At 60.6% G+C, this 16,259-nt stretch carries 15 protein-coding genes; 14 read left to right on the top strand and 1 reads right to left on the bottom strand.

Translation table 11 applies throughout. The annotated features are described in order from the left end of the window. The first annotated feature begins 35 nt into the window (after window positions 1–35). Genes arnB through AO065_RS25800 form a run of 8 tightly spaced genes read left to right on the top strand, consistent with a single transcriptional unit; the run spans window position 36 to window position 8,853 of the window. On the top strand, window positions 36–1,184 hold the full coding sequence (gene arnB, locus AO065_RS25835; RefSeq protein ID WP_004880059.1) for a UDP-4-amino-4-deoxy-L-arabinose aminotransferase: 1,149 nt from the start codon (window positions 36–38) through the stop codon (window positions 1,182–1,184). Continuing rightward, entirely contained in the window at window positions 1,181–2,194 is a 1,014-nt protein-coding gene (arnC, locus tag AO065_RS25830) for an undecaprenyl-phosphate 4-deoxy-4-formamido-L-arabinose transferase (RefSeq protein WP_032650484.1), read from the top strand. The genes arnB and arnC overlap by 4 nt, the downstream gene beginning before the upstream one ends. Then, window positions 2,191–4,182 carry a bifunctional UDP-4-amino-4-deoxy-L-arabinose formyltransferase/UDP-glucuronic acid oxidase ArnA gene (arnA, locus tag AO065_RS25825; protein WP_004880064.1) on the top strand — a complete coding sequence of 664 codons (1,992 nt, stop codon included), beginning with the start codon at window positions 2,191–2,193 and terminating at the stop codon, window positions 4,180–4,182. The genes arnC and arnA overlap by 4 nt, the downstream gene beginning before the upstream one ends. Then, window positions 4,182–5,063 (top strand): 4-deoxy-4-formamido-L-arabinose-phosphoundecaprenol deformylase, encoded by an 882-nt coding sequence (arnD, locus tag AO065_RS25820; protein WP_004880066.1) that lies wholly within the window; start codon window positions 4,182–4,184, stop codon window positions 5,061–5,063. The genes arnA and arnD overlap by 1 nt, the downstream gene beginning before the upstream one ends. Further along, a complete protein-coding gene (gene arnT / locus AO065_RS25815; RefSeq protein ID WP_004880068.1) occupies window positions 5,060–6,712 on the top strand; it encodes a lipid IV(A) 4-amino-4-deoxy-L-arabinosyltransferase in 1,653 nt (550 codons plus the stop codon). Before arnD ends, arnT begins: the two co-directional genes overlap by 4 nt. Next, window positions 6,709–7,053 carry a 4-amino-4-deoxy-L-arabinose-phosphoundecaprenol flippase subunit ArnE gene (gene arnE / locus AO065_RS25810; protein WP_004880069.1) on the top strand — a complete coding sequence of 115 codons (345 nt, stop codon included), beginning with the start codon at window positions 6,709–6,711 and terminating at the stop codon, window positions 7,051–7,053. Before arnT ends, arnE begins: the two co-directional genes overlap by 4 nt. Then, entirely contained in the window at window positions 7,050–7,481 is a 432-nt protein-coding gene (gene arnF, locus AO065_RS25805) for a 4-amino-4-deoxy-L-arabinose-phosphoundecaprenol flippase subunit ArnF (protein ID WP_004880071.1), read from the top strand. The genes arnE and arnF overlap by 4 nt, the downstream gene beginning before the upstream one ends. Further along, entirely contained in the window at window positions 7,459–8,853 is a 1,395-nt protein-coding gene (locus tag AO065_RS25800) for a UDP-glucose dehydrogenase family protein (RefSeq protein WP_004880073.1), read from the top strand. Before arnF ends, AO065_RS25800 begins: the two co-directional genes overlap by 23 nt. 2 nt (window positions 8,854–8,855) lie before the next feature. On the opposite strand, the gene AO065_RS25795 is transcribed toward AO065_RS25800, so the two are convergent. Next, on the bottom strand, window positions 8,856–10,334 hold the full coding sequence (locus tag AO065_RS25795) for an ArnT family glycosyltransferase (protein WP_004880077.1): 1,479 nt from the start codon (window positions 10,332–10,334) through the stop codon (window positions 8,856–8,858). Window positions 10,335–10,576: 242 nt separating this feature from the next. Between AO065_RS25795 and AO065_RS25790 the strand changes: the two genes are divergently transcribed. The 6 genes from AO065_RS25790 to AO065_RS25765 all read left to right on the top strand — a co-directional run bounded on the left by AO065_RS25790 (window position 10,577) and on the right by AO065_RS25765 (window position 16,145). Then, window positions 10,577–11,461 (top strand): hypothetical protein, encoded by an 885-nt coding sequence (locus tag AO065_RS25790; protein ID WP_004880079.1) that lies wholly within the window; start codon window positions 10,577–10,579, stop codon window positions 11,459–11,461. A gap of 112 nt (window positions 11,462–11,573) precedes the next feature. Beyond that, complete coding sequence (locus AO065_RS25785) at window positions 11,574–12,458, top strand: hypothetical protein (protein WP_004880081.1); 885 nt, start codon at window positions 11,574–11,576, stop codon at window positions 12,456–12,458. A 110-nt stretch (window positions 12,459–12,568) separates the two neighbouring features. Further along, window positions 12,569–13,693: a Fic family protein gene (locus AO065_RS25780; protein WP_004880084.1), complete on the top strand. Its 1,125-nt coding sequence runs from the start codon at window positions 12,569–12,571 to the stop codon at window positions 13,691–13,693. A gap of 77 nt (window positions 13,694–13,770) precedes the next feature. Further along, entirely contained in the window at window positions 13,771–14,406 is a 636-nt protein-coding gene (locus tag AO065_RS25775) for a nuclease-related domain-containing protein (RefSeq protein ID WP_004880086.1), read from the top strand. 118 nt (window positions 14,407–14,524) lie between these two features. Beyond that, a complete protein-coding gene (locus tag AO065_RS25770; protein WP_004880088.1) occupies window positions 14,525–15,592 on the top strand; it encodes an FUSC family protein in 1,068 nt (355 codons plus the stop codon). A gap of 91 nt (window positions 15,593–15,683) precedes the next feature. Then, window positions 15,684–16,145: an Lrp/AsnC family transcriptional regulator gene (locus AO065_RS25765; protein WP_004880089.1), complete on the top strand. Its 462-nt coding sequence runs from the start codon at window positions 15,684–15,686 to the stop codon at window positions 16,143–16,145. The last annotated feature ends 114 nt before the right edge of the window (window positions 16,146–16,259 follow it).

The raw sequence follows: 16,259 nt of genomic DNA, 5'->3' as shown, positions 1-16,259 counted from the left end.
ACTTAACGTTATTGGCCCGCGTGGAAAACATAGTGATGAATCAGGCTTTTCTTCCATTTTCGCGTCCGTCCGTGGGCGATGAAGAGATTGCGGCAGTGACGCGCGTATTGACGTCGGGCTGGATCACCACCGGGCCGGAATGCCAGAAGCTCGAAGAACAGTTCGCCGAGCGTGTCGGGGCGCTGCATGCCATTGCGCTGTCATCAGCGACAGGGGCCATGCACCTCACGCTGCTGGCTCTGGGCGTCGGTCCTGGCGACGAAGTGATCACCCCGTCCCAGACTTGGGTTTCCACCGCCAACATGATCTGCCTGCTGGGTGCCACGCCGGTGTTCGTCGATGTGGATCGCCACACGCTGATGGTTGATGCCGCACACGTCGAACAGGCCATCACGCCGCGGACCAAAGCCATCATTCCGGTGCATTACGCGGGCGCCGCACTTGATCTCGACCCCCTCCATGCGCTCGCCAACCGTTATGGCCTCGCGCTCATCGAAGACGCGGCCCATGCGGCTGGCACTGAATACAAAGGGCGTCCGGTCGGCTCACGCGGTACGGCCATCTTCTCTTTTCACGCCATCAAGAACATGACCTGTGCAGAGGGCGCGATGCTCGTCACCGATGACGACGCGCTGGCAACCCGTGTGCGCCAGTTGAAATTCCACGGCCTGGGTGTCGATGCCTATGACCGCCTGACACTGGGGCGCAAGCCGCAGGCCGAGGTCATCGAGCCCGGTTTCAAATATAACCTCGCAGACCTCAACGCCAGTATTGCCCTGGTGCAGTTGCAGCGCCTGAATGCGATCAATGCCAAGCGCCAGATGCTCGCCAATCGCTACCTCGAAAGGCTGGCCAGCAGCGCCGTTTTGCCGCTGGCGCAACCCGGCTACGCGCAGCGTCATGCCTGGCACCTGTTCATTCTGCGTATCGACGCCGAGCGCTGCGGCCTGGACCGCGATGCGTTCATGAAAGCGTTGCAGGCGTACAACATCGGCAGCGGCATTCATTTCATCGCCACTCATCTGCACCGCTATTACCGCCAGCGTTTCCCCGACGTTCATCTGCCGGACACCGAGTGGAATTCGTCGCGCCTGTGTTCCATCCCGCTGTTTCCCGACATGACCCTGGACGATGTCGAGCGGGTCGTGGACGCCATTGAATCAATCGTGGAAGCCCGCCCTTGAGACCCTACCCTATCCATTGTGTGTCGATCGTCATCCCGGTCTACAACGAACAGCAAAGCCTGCCCGAATTGCTGCGACGCACCGAGGCAGCGTGCGCGCGGCTGCGCCATGACTATGAAATCGTACTGGTCGATGACGGCAGTCGAGACCAGTCCGCCGAGATTCTGCAGCAGGCGGCCGAGCGTGACGGCAGCCGGGTGGTCGCGGTGATCCTGAACCGCAACTACGGCCAGCACGCGGCGATCATGGCCGGTTTCGAGCATTGCAAAGGCGACGTGATCGTCACCCTCGACGCCGACCTGCAAAACCCGCCGGAAGAGATACCGCGCCTCATCGCGCTGGCCGAACAGGGCTACGACGTGGTCGGCACCGTGCGCAACAACCGTCAGGACTCGGCTTGGCGACGCTGGCCGTCGAAACTCATCAACCTCGCCGTCCAGCGCTCGACCGGGGTCGCGATGAGCGACTATGGCTGCATGCTGCGCGCCTACCGACGCACCATCGTTGACGCGATGCTGGCCTGTCGCGAGCGCAGCACGTTCATTCCGATCCTCGCCAACAGCTTTGCCCGGCACACCACCGAAGTGCTGGTCGAGCACGCCGAACGCGAGCACGGCGATTCGAAATACAGCCCCATGCGGCTGATCAACCTGATGTTCGACCTGATCACCTGCATGACCACCACACCCTTGCGACTGCTGAGCATCGTCGGTTTCAGCATGGCGTTTCTGGGCCTTCTGTTCGCCGTGATGCTCATCGTGCTGCGGCTGATCTTCGGCGCGCCATGGGCCGAGAACGGCACCTTCGTGCTGTTCGCCGTGCTGTTCGTGTTCACCGGCGGGCAGTTCATCGGCATGGGCCTGCTGGGTGAATACCTGGGCCGCATGTACAGCGATGTGCGGGCCCGGCCGCGCTTCTTCATTGAAAAGGTCGTGCGCTGCTCAACCGAGACGACGACCGACCGTGTGGATTCCTCCGCTTCTCCTTATCTGAACAAGGTTGCGCCATGAGCATTAAAGCTGTCGTTTTCGCTTACCACGATATTGGCTGTGTCGGGCTGCAGGCGCTGCTGGAGAGCGGCTATCAAATCGCTGCGGTGTTCACCCACGCCGATGACCCTGCTGAAAAAACCTTCTTCGGCTCGGTCGCTCAACTGTGCGCGCAGCATGACATCCCGGTGCACGCCCCCGAAGACCCGAACCATCCGCTGTGGATCGAGCGCGTCGGCAAGCTGGACCCGGACTTCATCTTTTCCTTCTACTACCGCCAATTGCTCAGCGAGCCCTTGCTGGCCTGCGCCAGAAAAGGTGCCTTCAACCTGCACGGGTCGCTGCTGCCGCGCTATCGCGGTCGAGCACCGGCCAACTGGGTGCTGGTCAACGGCGAACGCGAAACTGGCGTGACCCTGCATCAGATGGTCAAACGTGCGGACGCTGGCCCCATCATGGCGCAGCAACGGGTGCCGATCAGCGCACTGGACACGGCGCTGACCTTGCACGGAAAACTGCGCAAGGCCGCCGCCAATCTGCTCTCCGACGCGCTTCCGTTACTGGCGCGGGGCAGATTGCCCGGCACGCCACAGGACGAATCCCAGGCGACCTACTTCGGCCGTCGCACAGCCGCCGACGGGCTGATCGACTGGGCACGCCCCGCTGCGCAACTGAACAACCTGATCCGCGCCGTGACCCAGCCCTACCCCGGCGCTTTCTGCCCGGTGGGCGAGCACAAACTGATCGTCTGGGGCGCCCGCGTGGAAGAGGCCGACCATGGCCTGGCGCCCGGCACCGTGATCGACTGCGACCCGCTGCGCATTGCCTGTGGCGAGGGCGCGCTGGTGATCGGTGCAGGCCAGCGCGGCGCTGACGGCCTCTACCTGAGTGGCGTGCAACTGGCCCGCGAGTTCGGGCTGGTCCAGGGCTCACGTCTACAGGGCCAGAACCAGAGCCGTCCGACGCGCCGCACCCGTGTGCTGATTCTGGGCGTCAACGGCTTTATCGGTAATCACCTGTCAGAGCGTTTGCTGCAGGATGACCGCTACGAGATCTATGGCATGGACATCGGCTCGGACGCCATCGAACGTCTACGCACCAAGCCCAACTTTCACTTCATCGAAGGCGACATCAGCATCCACACCGAGTGGATCGAGTACCACATCAAGAAGTGCGACGTGGTTCTGCCGCTGGTGGCGATTGCGACGCCCATCGAATACACGCGCAATCCGCTGCGGGTGTTCGAGCTGGACTTCGAAGAAAACCTGAAGATCGTTCGCTACTGCGTGAAGTACAACAAGCGAGTGATTTTCCCGTCCACCTCCGAGGTGTACGGCATGTGCCAGGACGCCAGTTTCAGCGAGGACACGTCGAACCTGGTGGTCGGCCCGATCAACAAGCAGCGCTGGATCTATTCGGTGTCCAAGCAATTGCTGGACCGGGTGATCTGGGCGTACGGCCAGAAAGGCCTGCAGTTCACGCTGTTCCGCCCGTTCAACTGGATGGGCCCGCGTCTGGACCGTCTGGACTCAGCACGCATCGGCAGCTCGCGCGCCATCACTCAGTTGATCCTGCATCTGGTGGAAGGCACACCGATCCGGCTGGTGGACGGCGGCGCGCAGAAGCGCTGCTTTACGGACGTGGTCGATGGCATCGAAGCCCTGGCGCGCATCATCGAAAACCGTGGTGAGCGCTGCAACGGGCAAATCATCAACATCGGCAACCCGGACAACGAAGCCAGCATCCGGCAATTGGGCGAAGAGCTGCTGCGCCAGTTCGAAGCGCACCCGTTGCGCTCCAACTTCCCGCCGTTCGCGGGGTTTCGTGAAGTGGAAAGCCAATCCTTTTATGGCAAGGGCTATCAGGACGTGAGCCATCGCAAACCCTGTGTCGACAATGCCAAACGACTGCTGGACTGGACGCCCACCATCGAGCTGAGCGAAACCATCGGCAAGACGCTGGATTTCTTTCTGCGCGAAGCTATGGCTGAAAAAGCGGATCAGCGCTGATGCAGGCAGGCCTGAGAATCGACGTCGACACTTACCGTGGCACCCGTGAAGGCGTGCCGCGTTTGCTGGACATGCTGGAAGAAGCGCAGGTCAAGGCGACGTTCTTTTTCAGCGTCGGCCCGGACAACATGGGTCGCCATGTGTGGCGGCTGATCCGGCCGCAATTCCTGTGGAAGATGCTTCGTTCTCGGGCTGCCAGCCTTTACGGCTGGGACATTCTGCTGGCGGGCACCGCCTGGCCGGGCAAACCCATCGGTCGCGACCTCGGCCCGTTGATGCGCCGCGCTCTGGACGCAGGCCATGAAGTGGGCCTGCATGCCTGGGACCATCATGGCTGGCAGGCCAATGCCGGGCATTGGAACCCGGCGCGGCTGCACGCGCAGATGCGCCGGGGTGTCGATTGCCTGAGCGACATTCTGGGCGGGCCGGTGACCTGTTCGGCAGCGGCTGGCTGGCGTGCCGATGAACGTGTGGTGCAGGCAAAGCAATCGTTCGGATTTCGCTACAACAGCGACTGCCGGGGGCACTCGATATTTCGTCCGACCCTGGCTGATGGCACGCCAGGCGCCCCACAGATTCCGGTGGACATGCCAACCTTTGACGAGGTGGTCGGCCCGCACCTTGAGGCGCAAGCGTTCAACCGTTTCATTCTCAGACGTTTCAAGCCTGACCAACTGAATGTGTATACCTTGCACGCCGAAGTCGAAGGCATCGTCATGGCTGACGACTTCAGACAATTGCTGGCACTGGCAAATGCTCAGGGCATCCGCTTCCAGCCACTGGGCAACCTGTTGCCGGACGACCTTGAGCACCTGCCAGCAGGTCAAGTGGTGCGCGGCACGCTTGCGGGACGCGAAGGCTGGCTCGGGGTGCAGCAATGACGGCAAGCCGTAATCGCGACATTGCACTGCTGTTGCTGGCGTTCGTGGTCGCCTATCTGCTTCCGCTCGGCTCCCACGGGTTGTGGATTCCGGACGAGACGCGCTACGCGCAGATCAGTCAGGAAATGCTCCACAGCGGGCAATGGACCGCGCCGTATTTCATGGGTGTGCGGTACTTCGAAAAGCCTGCAGCCGGTTACTGGTTGATCGCCGCTGGCCAGGCGCTGTTCGGCGAGAATCTGTTTGGCGTGCGGATCGCTTCGGCGCTGAGCACCGGCCTGAGCGCCCTGCTGGCCTACCTGATCGCTGCCCGGATATGGAACGAGCCGCGCAAAAGCTTTGCCAGCGCGCTGCTGTTCATGAGCTTCGGCTTCGTTGCAGGCCAGGCCGGTTATTGCAATCTCGACCCGCAATTCACCTTGTGGGTCAACCTGTCGCTGGTCGCCTTCTGGTACGCCGTCAACAGCAGCGGCCATTCGCGGCTGGTCGCGTGGACGGTACTGGGGTTCGCCTGCGGCATGGGCTTCATGACCAAGGGTTTTCTGGCCTGGGCGCTGCCGGTACTGATCGCGCTGCCCTACATGCTGTGGCAGAAACGTTTCGTCGAGTTGATCCGCTACGGGCTGCTCGCGGTCATCGTCGCCATGGGAGTGTGCCTGCCCTGGGTGCTGGCGGTCCACGCTCAGGAGCCCGATTACTGGCGCTTTTTCTTCTGGCACGAGCACGTGCGCCGCTTCGCCGGTGAAGACGCGCAGCACGCACAGCCCGTGTGGTTCTATCTGCCAACGCTGATTGCCGCCAGCCTGCCGTGGGCGTTGTTGCTGCCCATAGCGTTCAAACAGGCGTGGCAGCAACGGCGCCAACCCGCTATCGGTTTCCTGCTGATGTGGACGCTGCTGCCGTTGGCGTTTCTGAGCCTGAGCCGGGGCAAGCTGCCGACCTACATTCTGCCCTGCCTGTTGCCACTGGCCTTGCTGATGGCAAACGCGCTGGTCGAACGGCTCAAGCACGGCCAGGTCACAGCGCTACGCCTCAATGGCGGGTTCAATGCCGTCGTCGCGCTCGTCGGCCTTCTGGTGTTGTTGTACCTGCAGTGGAAGAACCCGGTCTACGACCACGAACCCATCCATCTGCTGCTGGCCATCGGTGTGCTGACGGTCTGGATGCTGACCAATGTGCTGCAAGCTCTGCGTCCTCTGTCGGCCTGGGCGATGCCGGCGGCAGGCAGTCTGCTGCTGGTGGCGCTGCTGCCCGCAGCGCTGCCGTACACCCTGGTTTATGACAAGACACCCGACCAGTTTGTAGCCCGGCATTTCTCTGAGCTGGCGGCCAGCCAGTCGCTGTTGAGCAACGACCTGGGGGCGGCTTCAGCGCTGGCCTGGCGGTTGAAGCGCTCGGACATTGCCTTCTTCAACACCGTGGGCGAACTGAAATACGGCCTCGACTATCCGGATGCCCGTCCGCGGAAAATCGATCTTAAAGACATTGATGCCTGGATGACCGAAGCCCGGCACAAGGGCCAGGTCGCGGTGATCATGCGTGGCGACGGCAAAGAGGAACTGCGCGAACTCGGTGCGCTGCCCAAAGGCGGCAAGCGTTACGAAGAAGGCGATCTGGTCATCGTGATCTACGGGCAGTCGGAATCATGACCTGGCTTTTGCTGCTCACCGCGTGCGCGCTGACCTGCCTGGGCCAGATCGCACAGAAACTTGCCGTGGAGGGCTGGCGTGGTCATTTCCCGGGCCTGTTGGCCGCCGCGCGTTCGGCCTGGCTGTGGCTCGCGATGGCGTGTCTGGGCCTGGGGTTGCTGGTCTGGCTGATGGTGTTGCAGCGCCTGGACGTTGGCATCGCGTATCCCATGCTGGGCCTGAATTTCGTACTGATCACCCTGACCGGACGTTACCTGTTCAATGAGCCGGTCGACCGTCGGCACTGGCTGGGCGTGGCGCTGATTCTGGCGGGCGTCGTTCTGTTGGGACGTCAGGCATGAGCCGCCCCGGCGTGACGCTGGCGCTTGGCAGTGTGGCGCTGGTCAGCCTCGCGCAACTGGGCATGCGCTGGAGCATGAGCCGTCTGCCCTCGCCGACGCAGTTGCTCGAATACCCGGCTGTCGCCTCAATCGATTTCAAGGCCCTGGCCGTCATCGGCGTCGCAATCGGCGCCTACGCCCTGTCGATGCTGTTGTGGCTGCTGGCCCTGCGCAGCCTGTCCCTGAGCCGCGCCTACTCCTTGCTGAGCATCAGCTACGGGCTGGTGTACGTACTGGCCGCTGGCCTGCCGTTTTTCCACGAGACGTTCACAGTTTCGAAAACTGTGGGTGTCATCCTCATCGTGATGGGGGTTCTGAGCATCAACCTTCGGCGCGTCTCTCGCATCTCTCTTCAGGGTTCTTCCCATGAAAATCAGCGTTTTCGGTAGCGGATATGTAGGTCTGGTACAAGCAGCCGTGCTTGCCGAAGTCGGCCACGACGTCGTGTGCATGGACATCGATAAGGCCAAGGTCGAACAACTGAGCCAGGGACAGGTGCACATCTTCGAACCCGGCCTCGCCAATCTAGTACGGGAAAACCTGGACCATAACCGGCTGGTTTTCACCAGTGACGAGCAGATGGCCGTCGAACATGCCGAGGTGCTGTTCATCGCCGTCGGCACGCCGTCCTGCGAGGATGGGTCGGCGGACATGCGCAGCTTCTTCGCCGTGGGCGAGAGCATTGCCCGGCACCGCAGCAAGCCGCTGATCATCGTGGAAAAATCCACGGTACCGGTGGGCAGTGGCGATGCGCTGCGCGCGCACATCGACAAGGCCTTGCGTCAGGCCGGACGCCTGCTGCAGTTCGATATCGTTTCCAACCCCGAATTTCTCAAGGAAGGCTCGGCCGTGAAGGATTGCCGCCGCCCGGACCGCATCGTCATCGGCTGCGAAAGCGAAGCGGTCAGAAAAGTCATGCGCGAGCTGTATGCACCGTTCAACCGCAATCATGACCGCATCATGTTCATGGACCTGCGCAGCGCCGAACTCACCAAATACGCGGCCAACTGCATGCTGGCGACCAAGATCAGCTTCATCAACCAGATTGCCGAACTGGCCGAGCACCTGGGTGCGGACGTCGAAGCGGTCCGACTGGGCATCGGTGCCGACTCACGCATCGGTTACGACTTCATCTACCCCGGCTGTGGCTACGGCGGCTCATGCTTTGGCAAGGACATCCGCGCGCTGATCCACAGCGCCCGCGAGGCCCATTGCTCCAACGACCTGCTGTCGGTCGTCGAGGCTATCAACGAGCGGCAGAAGAACAAGCTGTTCGAGCGGGTCAACGCATTCTACAAAGGTGATCTGCGCGGCAAGACCTTCGCCTTGTGGGGCCTGGCGTTCAAGCCCAATACAGACGACATGCGCGATGCGCCCAGCAGAGTGTTGATGGAAGCCTTGTGGGCGGCGGGGGCAACCGTTCGCGCGTTCGACCCCGAGGCCATGCAGGAAACCCAGCGGATCTACGGCTATCGCAAGGATCTGGTGCTGATGGGCACGCCGGAATCCACTCTGGACGACGCCGACGCTCTGATCATCTGCACCGAGTGGCAGCAGTTCAAGGCACCGGATTTCGACCTGATACAGCAACGGCTCGGCGCCCCGGTGATCTTCGACGGACGCAACCTGTACGACACCGAACGCCTGTCAAAAAGCGGCTTCCATTACTTCCCTATCGGCCGTGGCGAGTCGTGCGAGCTGCCGATTCCGCAGAAGCAATGGACAGCGGTGCAGCCGGTCGTCAATCGCCAGACAATCTGACCTCAGCTGCCGGGCGTCGAGCGGTCGTAGCTGACGAAATAGTAGCTGCGACTGCCGACCTTTACGTGCTGGATGGCCTTGAGCGGCGGCGCAGGCTCGCTTGTGCGCTCCATGATCGCCACGTTACGCGGATCGCTCATCAGGAAACGGTTGACGCTTGCGTCGCTGTCGTAGGCATCCAGCACGGTATGCACGTAAAACGCGCTGGCCCCCGACAACCGCTCGCTGGGCTGAAACAGAGCCACTTGATGCCCCTGAGCCTGCAGTGCCTGAACAGTCGTGGCCAGCGGCACGAACGAGAAATGCCGGTCTTCCCGAGGCATCAGCCACACCGCCGCCGACAGGTAGGCCGCGACGGTCAGCGCGATGCCCGTGGTCATCAGCGCGCGTTGGTGGCGTACCGCAAACGCCGCAATCGCCGAGCTTCGGGAATGCGCCTTGAGCCGTTCGCCCAGCACCGCTGCGTACTCTGCTGCAATCACCGCAGCGGCAGGTGCTGACGACATCAGATAGACCATGCGTTTGCTGGACGCCAAGGTCAGCAGCACGAACTGCGCGACCAGCCAGAGGCTGAAGAACAGCAGATACCGGTTGGCGAGCAGTTGCCTGCGAAAGTGCCAAAGCCCCAGATACACCAGCAGGTTCCAGGGCATGAACGCTTCGGGCAGTTTGGCGATGTAGTAGTAGAACGGCTCGTAGTGCCCGGCCTCTTGGAACGAACCGTCGAAGCGACCGACACTGTTGGTCCACAGCACATCCTTGAGCGACTGCACGCCGCCCTGCCCGTACAGGAAATACAGCCAGACCATCAGCGGTATCAACCCCAACAAAGTGAATGCTGCCGGACGTAGCCAGTCGGCTAGAATCAGCCGTCGTTGTTGCACCGTTTCGCAAAGCAGCCAGGCGAAAATCACTACGCCCGGCAACGCCAGCCCGAGCACACCCTTGCTCAGTGTCGAGATGGCGATACCCAGCGTGAACAACCACCAGGACCACGTTGTTCGAGGAGCCGACGGCGCTCGATTGACCGCGTAGACATACATCAGCAAGGCCATGGTCACGCCCAGCGCCAACAGCGCGTCTTCACCGACCTGACGTGAGTTGGACCAGAAGCTGGCGAGGGTCGCCAGCATGAACGCGGCCAGCCAGGCGATGGGCACCGGACGCCCCATGCGCTTGAGCATCGCGTACAGCAACAGCACGCTGAACAACCCCGCGAACGCCGAAGCCAGCCGCACCGCCCAGGGCGTGGCCCCGAACACCCGGATCGCGCTGGCATCGAGCCAGACACTCAGCGGCGGCTTCTCCAGAAACGGCTGTCGGCTCAAGGTCGGCGTGACCCAGTTGTCTGTCAACTGCATCTCCATGGCGATACCTGCCACGCGCGGCTCCGTTGAGCTCTGCAATTGATGATTACCCAGTGCAAAGAAGAACAGCAGGACGCTCAGCATCAACAACCACAGCGTGCGAGAAGCCAGCATTGCAGCGATCCGGTAGGCAAGGAGGGCTCGCAGTATAGGCACGCGGATATGCACGGCTCATGAAACAAAGCGTCTTGTTCAGGTGTGTCGCGCGTCTTCGAAGGTGCCTTTGGAGCGAATTCCGAAACAGTCGATTGCCCCTTGAAACATTTCCTGGGAACTGTCGAAATGCCCCACCGAATCGTCTGCTTCAGGGCTCGACCTGTTGGCGGGCGGGCGGTGTCTTAGGAGCCCCGGCCGGCATGGCAGAAGACACTTACGCACGCTATATCCGCTTTCATACCCCGGACATCAGGCTCAGCCATCGCGAGCAGTCGGCGATGACGGCCGAGGAGCTGGCAGCCGCGCGCAGCCACGCGTTCATGCAGCGCTCCGACTGGCTGACGCTGCTGTTCGTGCCCTTTCTGCTTGGCGCGGTGCTGCCGCCGTTCATTTACCTGTTGGGCGGACTGGTTTACACGAACTGGTTTGCTTCAGGTCCTGATGTTGATGAAGCCCTTTATGCCCACTTCGGCTGGACAGGGGTCGCCAGTGGGCTCCTCATTCTGTGCTGGTCGCGTTACCGAATCGTGCGTGCCAGATACGACGTGAAGGTGTGCTACTGGAAAACCATGCCGGATCAAGAGCGGGTGGATGTAGAGACCCACACGCTGACGCATGCGCTCAATCTGTGGTCGTATTGCTTCGATCCGGATTGCAGCACGATGGACCGTTGGGTGGACGGGAAACTCAAGTCAGTGCCAGACAGCGGAGTCTCGCAATGGCTGCTGGCACGCACCATCACGGGCGAGTGGCTGGTACTGCGACACGCCATAGAAGGTGCCATGTCCATTATGCGAGAGCCCGAAAAACCGCCAATAACCCTTCAACTACAACCCACTGAACACCTCGCCCTTGCCTTCGCACCTCAGACCAACCTGTGCCTGGGCAAGCGCTTCTCCGGTAACCCACTGCGTGTTGCACAGACCAGTCTCTGGCTGAGTCATGCGGAAACACAGCATCTGAGCGAAATCGCTCATCACTGGCAATTTTTCTACCCGCAGCGCTATGGCGTGGTGAGTCAGGAAGATGCCAGGTGGGTCGATGAACTGGTCGAACGGGCACGCCGTAACCGTCTGACGACCTAGCCGCTTCATGAACGGTGCGTTGGATTCAACACTCCAGCGACTTATAGAAATGCGCCCACAAGCCAGCCAAACGGGTCGGCTTGCAAACGATGCTCCAGGAGTTTCAGTCGGCATGGCAGAAAGCGATTACCAGCGGTACATGCGTTTTTTCACGCCAGACATCAGGCTCAGCCACCGCGAGCAATCGGCGATGACGGAACAGGAACTGACAGCGGCGCGCGATTACGCGCTTGGGCTGACAACCAACTGGGTGCTGGTTCTGTTCGTACCCGTTTTATTTCTCGCAGCCCTGCTCGTGATGCCTGCCGATTTCCCGGGCTGGCTCGGGCTGACTGCGGATATCGATCAGATGACTGATCACCGTCAAGGCTGGATTCTAAACGTCGCTGCGCTCGTGCTGGCTTGCTGGGCGATCTACAACATCATCAACGTCAAATGCAGCGTCGCGGCCCGTTATTGGAAGACCATGCCCGGGCAGTGCCTGGTTGACCTGGAATCGCACAGGCTGGTCTCGGCAATCAACCTGTGGTCAGCATTTATCGATTACGACGTCTGCGTGGTGAATAAGTGGGTCGATGGCAAACTCACCACGGTCTACTACACCGGCGTGTCGCAATGGCTGCTGGCAAAAACCTCCAACGGCCAGTGGTTGGTACTGCATCACGCCATAAAGGGCGAGATGCTGAAGGGAAGCCCTGCAGTCCCCGCAGACGATCTACAGCTACACCCTACTCAAGACCTCGTATTCGCCTTCGCACCCCGGACCAACCTTTGCCTGGGAAAACGCTTCGTTGGTCATGCATTGCCTGTCGCCCAGTCAGGGCTGTGGTTAAGTGAGTGGGAACAAAGCTATCTGAGCAAAATCGCCCATCATCACGACTTTTTCTGCCCACAGCGTTATTGCCTGGTGAATGAGGAAGACGCGCTCTGGATCGATGCACTGGTCCAGAAGACGCAATGCAGCATCCCGCCGATTGCCAGCAAAGACGCAGGTTGACGCAACGTCCAGCCGTCCAGGCTGGACGATGAGCCGAATAGCTCGCACAATCGGCTCATTCCATGAGCCGATTAAACTTTCTATTCGGCTCGGCTCAGAGCACACCTTTCATGTCTGAACATCTCTGGATCTGGCAACAACCGCAATGGCCTGCATTCACCTGGAACGGTGACCGTCTTGCAGCCCTGCTGCGCGAATGCACCCAAGCGCAAGGCCGCTTGCTGGGCATGAGCCGTGTTGCCAACGACGATACGGCCCTTCAGGACACTCTGGACACGTTGCTGCAAAACATCATCACGTCCTCTGCGATTGAAGGTGAGCAACTGAACGCCGGATCCGTCAGATCGTCACTGGCGCGTCGCCTGGGCCTGGACGATGATGGCAAGCGCAGTCCTCGCAGTGAAGGCCTGGCGGAACTGATGCTGGATGTCACGCAGGCCAACGCTCAGCCGCTCACGCTCCAACGTCTGTTTACATGGCATCGCTGGCTGTTTCCAACTCAGGAAACGCTTGCCTCTCATCAGGTTCAGGCAGGCCAGCTGCGCGGTAATGAGCCCATGCAAGTGGTATCCGGTCGCCTTGATCGGCCCACTGTGCATTTCGAAGCCCCGCCACGTTCCCGGCTCGAACCACAGCTAAATGACTTTCTGGACTGGTTTGCCGCCAGCCGGAACGATGCACACCTTGACCCGCTGGTTCGGGCAGGCATCGCGCACTTCTGGTTTGTCACGCTGCATCCATTCGACGACGGCAACGTTCGTCTGACCCGTGCACTCACGGACCTGGCTCTGGCTCAGGGCGAGCAGCAGACGGTGCGCCTGCACGCCATGTCCGCCAGCATTCTCGAAGACCGCTCGGGTTACTACCACATTCTGGAGCGCAGCCAGAAAAGCACGACCGACATCACCGACTGGCTGGAGTGGTTTTTGCGCACCTTTCTGCGAAGCGTTGAACATGCGCTGGCACGTATAGAGCGAGTCCTGGCAAAAACACGCTTCTGGCAACTGCATCAGGCTGATGCTTTATCCACTGAACAGGTGAAAGTACTCAATCGCCTGCTCGATGGCGGCGAGCGTGGTTTTGAACAGGGCATCAACGCGGCGCAGTATCAAGCCGTAACCAAAGTCTCAAAAGCGACTGCCACTCGCCACCTTAGTGATTTACTGGCAAAGCACTGCATCGTCCGCCTGCCCGGCGGCGGTCGCAGTACGCGTTATCAAATCAACTGGCCTTGACGATCAAGAATTCCTGGATCCGTCCGAAAGCCTTTCAACCCCCCGCCTTGCCTCCCTGCCCATGGAAAGGATTCCAGATGAATTACACCGCCATATTCGGCCCAGCCTTGAACATGCTTATCTGGCTGGTTCCGGCCGTGCTGTTCGTCGCGTTCCTGAAGTCGCCCTGGGCGAAAGGGCAGATCGGTGAGTTCTGGATACGTCTGTTCACATACTGGAAGCTGGATAGAGCGGTCTATCGTCGTCTGCACAACGTCACGCTGGACACAGCCGATGGCACGACGCAGATCGACCATGTGTTCATCTCGCCTTTCGGCATTTTCGTGCTGGAAACCAAAAACATGAGCGGCTGGATCTTCGGCGGCGAGAAACAGCCGCAGTGGACGCAGAAAATCTATCGTCGTACTTACAAGTTCCAGAACCCGCTCAGGCAGAATTACAAACACCTGAAAGCGCTTGAGGCGACATTGGGCGTCAGCCTGGAGCATCTTCACTCCGTGGTCAGCTTCGTCGGCGAAAGCACGTTCAAGACACCGATGCCCGCCAACGTGACGCAAGGCATCGGCTACATTCGTTACATCCGCTCGTTTCAGCAGCCGGTATTCAGCGACGCGCAGGTCGACGCCCTGATGCAGACCTTACTGAGCAGCAGGCGAGCGCCCACGCGAGCAACCCACCGTGAGCACGTGCAGAACCTCAAGCGCCGCCGATGATCGTTTCAGCGCCGTCAATCACCCACAAACCAGCCGCATGCATCATCAAATGTGGCTTACTGGCAGTCATCGCCATCCAATCAGGGATTTCTTCCCTACCCTCGCGGTCTTTTAACGCATGACGAATTCGCGCTCTGCTTACATACCTTCCTGGCTTCGCCCTGTTCTGCGTCCCTTGCTGGATCCGTATCGCCGTTATCGAAATGCGCGACTGATCCACGCGGCGCGGATTTCGGTGGGTTTGCTGGTGACCATTCTGCTGACCACCGGGCTCAATCTGCCCCATGGCGAGTGGGCGTCGGTGACAATGCTGATCGTGATTGGCGGTCTGCAGCACCACGGCAACATCGGCAAGAAATCAGTCGAGCGCGCCTACGGGACCCTGATCGGGGCGGGGCTGGGCCTGATGGTCGTGGTGCAGCAGGGCTATCTGGAGATACCGCTGCTGACCTACGCAATCATGTCAGTGCTGTGTGGTTTCTTTGCTTATCACGCGATTGGCAAGGGCGGTTATACCGCGCTGTTGTCGGCCATTACGCTGTTCATCGTCGCGGGTCATGGTTACAACCCGATCAGCGACGGGCTGTGGCGCACCGTGGATATCCTGATCGGTATCGCTCTGGCGCTGGCGTTCTCCTTTGCCCTGCCGCTGTACGCTGTGTTTTCGTGGCGCTACAACCTGGCCAGCGGTCTGCGTGATTGCGCCAAGGTTTATGGACGGATCGTGCAGGGCCAGCCGGTGACGGCTGATGAGCATTTGAAGCTCACCGCCAAGCTCAATGGCACGATGCTGCAACTGCGCTCGCTACTTCCGTCGGTGTCCAAGGAAGTGAAGATGTCCATGGTCGAGCTGGACGCCATTCAGGGACACTTCCGCATGTGCCTGAGCACGCTGGAAATCCTCGCCAACATTCGCCCGGCCAATCTGGACCAGATAGCGGGAGAATCGTTGAAGGCATCGCTGGATACCGAGTACAGGCAGGTCCGTCGTCAGTTGATCGGCATGGCCCGAGCGCTACAGACCGGCGCGACCGACCGGCTGGCACGCTCTTCGGAGGCGAACCCTGTGAAGCCTGAAGTTCCCGCTGAGTTGGTGGGCTATCAACTGATGACTCAGCAACTGGCGCACAACCTTGACGGTCTGCAGGCGCGTCTGGCCAAGACAGCCAGGCGCTGGAAGTTCTGATGCAGCGCTGACTCACTGCAAACTTACGGCAGTGGGAGGCCTCCCGCAAAAAGTGTTTCGTCAGTAGCCTATGTTTTTGATGGAGAGTCCCGTGTCCACTTCCCACCCGCCAGTACTGGACGAAATCGACCGCAAGCTGATCGCGGCCCTGCAGATCAATGCCCGCGAAAGTGTCGCGACACTGGCCCGCCAGCTCGGCATTGCGCGGACCACGGTCACGTCGCGTCTGGCCCGTCTGGAGAGCACCAAAGTGATCACCGGCTACGGCGTACGTCTCGGCCAGCGTGTGGTCGATGGCGGTTTGCAGGCGTATGTCGGCATCACTGTGCAACCGCGTTCGGGCAAGGAAGTGCTGCGTCGGCTGAGTGTGCTGGCGCAGGTGCAGCAGCTGTGCGCGGTCAGCGGCGAGTTCGATTACGTGGCCTGGCTGCGCACCGACTCACCCGAGCAGCTGGACGAACTGCTGGACCTGATCGGCAGCGTGGACGGCGTGGAAAAGACCACAACCTCGATCATCCTCAGCAGCAAGATCGACCGGGGCCAGCCGGTGTGATGCTGATCAAAACGACGTACCCCTGCCCAAAATAACCGCCAAGCTCGTCACTTTGCACAAACAAACATCATATCGACGACACTTTGCGTCTTATTAACGTGCGCGCGCTTATCT

Source organism: Pseudomonas viridiflava (assembly GCF_001642795.1).
Lineage (GTDB): Bacteria > Pseudomonadota > Gammaproteobacteria > Pseudomonadales > Pseudomonadaceae > Aquipseudomonas > Aquipseudomonas viridiflava.
This window is presented reverse-complemented; position numbering and strand designations above follow the sequence as displayed.

Bases quoted from the DNA above. Each gene is read 5' to 3' on its own strand.
- arnB (WP_004880059.1), top strand. From the start codon at position 36: ATGAATCAGGCTTTTCTTCCATTTTCGCGTCCGTCCGTGGGCGATGAA.
- arnA (WP_004880064.1), top strand. From the start codon at position 2,191: ATGAGCATTAAAGCTGTCGTTTTCGCTTACCACGATATTGGCTGTGTC.
- arnD (WP_004880066.1), top strand. From the start codon at position 4,182: ATGCAGGCAGGCCTGAGAATCGACGTCGACACTTACCGTGGCACCCGT.
- arnT (WP_004880068.1), top strand. From the start codon at position 5,060: ATGACGGCAAGCCGTAATCGCGACATTGCACTGCTGTTGCTGGCGTTC.
- arnE (WP_004880069.1), top strand. From the start codon at position 6,709: ATGACCTGGCTTTTGCTGCTCACCGCGTGCGCGCTGACCTGCCTGGGC.
- arnF (WP_004880071.1), top strand. From the start codon at position 7,050: ATGAGCCGCCCCGGCGTGACGCTGGCGCTTGGCAGTGTGGCGCTGGTC.
- AO065_RS25800 (WP_004880073.1), top strand. From the start codon at position 7,459: ATGAAAATCAGCGTTTTCGGTAGCGGATATGTAGGTCTGGTACAAGCA.
- AO065_RS25795 (WP_004880077.1), bottom strand. From the start codon at position 10,334: ATGCTGGCTTCTCGCACGCTGTGGTTGTTGATGCTGAGCGTCCTGCTG.
- AO065_RS25790 (WP_004880079.1), top strand. From the start codon at position 10,577: ATGGCAGAAGACACTTACGCACGCTATATCCGCTTTCATACCCCGGAC.
- AO065_RS25785 (WP_004880081.1), top strand. From the start codon at position 11,574: ATGGCAGAAAGCGATTACCAGCGGTACATGCGTTTTTTCACGCCAGAC.
- AO065_RS25780 (WP_004880084.1), top strand. From the start codon at position 12,569: ATGTCTGAACATCTCTGGATCTGGCAACAACCGCAATGGCCTGCATTC.
- AO065_RS25775 (WP_004880086.1), top strand. From the start codon at position 13,771: ATGAATTACACCGCCATATTCGGCCCAGCCTTGAACATGCTTATCTGG.
- AO065_RS25770 (WP_004880088.1), top strand. From the start codon at position 14,525: ATGACGAATTCGCGCTCTGCTTACATACCTTCCTGGCTTCGCCCTGTT.